The organism is Holdemanella sp., assembly GCF_056804935.1.
Genome location: NZ_DBMEXE010000239.1, coordinates 1 through 2,360, shown reverse-complemented (window position 1 = coordinate 2,360; position 2,360 = coordinate 1). Strand labels below are relative to the sequence as shown.

General features: G+C 37.4%; 1 protein-coding gene. It reads left to right on the top strand.

Going from position 1 to position 2,360, the window contains the following annotated elements; translation table 11 throughout:
• The first annotated feature begins 186 nt into the window (after positions 1-186).
• Positions 187-2,328, top strand: a complete 2,142-nt coding sequence (gene pnp, locus ACZQCL_RS08805) for a polyribonucleotide nucleotidyltransferase (RefSeq protein ID WP_482482865.1) — start codon at positions 187-189, stop codon at positions 2,326-2,328.
• Positions 2,329-2,360: the final 32 nt, after the last annotated feature.

Here is a 2,360-nt window from a genome sequence, read left to right as displayed (position 1 = left end):
ATGATATGAGAAAAGATAAGGAAATTATCAAGAAGAATTTAGAAATTGTTGAGTTTGTATATAGTCATATAAAGTAAGCTTGTAAACTGTGTTTTACAAGCTTTTCTTTTGCGAAAAATAATGAGTTTAATATGTTTTATTTTAAATTTCTATGATATTATATAAAAGTATGATTGAGGTGAAAAAATGGCGAAACAAGAGTTTCATTTAGATTTTTGTGGTCGGGGGATCACAGTAGAGACTGGTGAAATCGCAAAACAGGCTGATGGAGCCGTTATTATCCGTTATGGAGATACAGTGACTTTATCAACTGCATGTGCATCAAACCAGGCAAAAGAAGGGATTGACTTTTTCCCTTTAACAGTAAGTTTTGAAGAAAAGTTATATTCTGTTGGAAAGATTCCAGGAGGATTTTTACGTCGTGAAGGAAGACCAAGCGAACATGCGACATTAACAGCACGTATGATCGACCGTCCAATCCGTCCTTTATTTGCGGAAGGATTCCGTAATGAAGTACAGGTTGTCAACACGGTATTAAGTGTAGATCAAGATGCAAGTCCTGAAATGGCAGCTATGTTTGGTGCTTCATTGGCATTATGTATTTCAGATATTCCATTCAATGGACCAATCGCTGGTGTTAAAGTTGGACGTATCAATGGAGAATTGGTTGCCAACCCTACAGTGGCTCAAATGGAAGAAAGTGATATCGATTTAACTGTTGCGGGTACTGCACAAGCTTTAAACATGGTTGAAGCTGGAGCTAAAGAAGTTAGCGAAGAAGATATGCTTGCGGCATTGATGTTTGGACATGAACAAATCAAAAAATTATGTGCATTCCAAGAAGAAATCGTAGCTGCTTGTGGTAAAGAAAAACGTGAAATCGAATTGTATGCCGTAGATGAAACAATCGATCGTGAAGTTCGTGCAAACTTTGAAGCACAAATTCGTGCAGCTGTATCGATTAAAGAAAAATTAGAGCGTTACGGAAAAATTGATGATTTAACAGATGAAGCTGCTGAAATGATCGCAAACAAAGAATATGAATCTGAAAAAGATCAAAACAATGCGGTGAAACAAGCTCGTGAAATCTGTCGTGGTATTGAAGCAGACGAAGTACGTCGTTTGATCATTGAAGACAAAGTACGTCCAGATGGCCGTCAAATCGATGAAATCCGTCCATTGAACTCACAAGTGGATTTACTTCCTCGTGTTCATGGTTCGGCTTTATTTACTCGTGGAGAAACACAGGTATTATCTACAACTACATTGGGTGCATTAAATGACAACCAGATTATTGATGACTTAACTGTTGTCGATTCAAAACGTTTCATGCACCACTATAACTTCCCACCATATTGTGTTGGTGAAACTGGACGTATGGGAAATCCAGGACGTCGTGAAATTGGTCATGGTGCCTTAGGTGAAAGGGCTTTAGCTCAAGTATTACCAAGTGTAGATGAATTCCCATATACAATTCGTACAGTAGCGGATGTTATGGAAAGTAACGGATCTAGTTCTCAGGCAAGTATTTGTGCAGGAACAATGTCTTTAATGGCTGCTGGTGTTCCAATCAAAGCACCTGTTGCGGGTATTGCGATGGGATTGATCATGGATGATAATTCAGGTAAATATACTGTTTTAACAGATATCCAAGGTATGGAAGACCACTTTGGAGATATGGACTTTAAGGTTGCCGGAACGAAAAATGGTATCACAGCTTTACAGATGGATATCAAAGTAACAGGTATTACTAAAAATATCTTTGAAGAAGCATTGGCACAAGCTCACAAGGCACGTTTAGAAATCTTAGATAACATGTTGGCATGTATCCCGAGTCCAAGAGAACAATTGAGTCCATATGCACCTAAGATTGCGATGATGAACATTGATCCAGATAAGATTAAAGATGTAATCGGACCTGGTGGAAAAATGATCAACGAAATCATTGCACAATGTGACAATGTAAAAATTGATATTGATGATGATGGAAAAGTAGTCATCTACCACAATGATTACGATACAATCGAAAAGGCGAAACAAATGATTAGTGACATCGTACGTGTTGCCAAAGTTGGCGATGTATATGCAGCTAAAGTTGTTCGTCTAGAAAAATTCGGTGCATTCGTGAACTTGTTTGGTAATACAGATGGTTTATTACACATTTCTAAAATTTCTCACCACCATGTAGATAAAGTAGAAGACGTGTTAAAACTTGGTGATATCATCGATGTTAAGGTTACAGAAATCGACAATAAGGGTCGTATCAATGTAAGCGCAAAAGCTTTACTTCCAAAACCTAAAAAAAAAAAAGAAAAAACAGAAGCGTAAAAGTTAGGAACTCGTTAAAAACGAGTTCTTTT

Coding starts and splice junctions, on each gene's coding strand:
- pnp (WP_482482865.1), top strand. CDS start 187: ATGGCGAAACAAGAGTTTCATTTAGATTTTTGTGGTCGGGGGATCACA.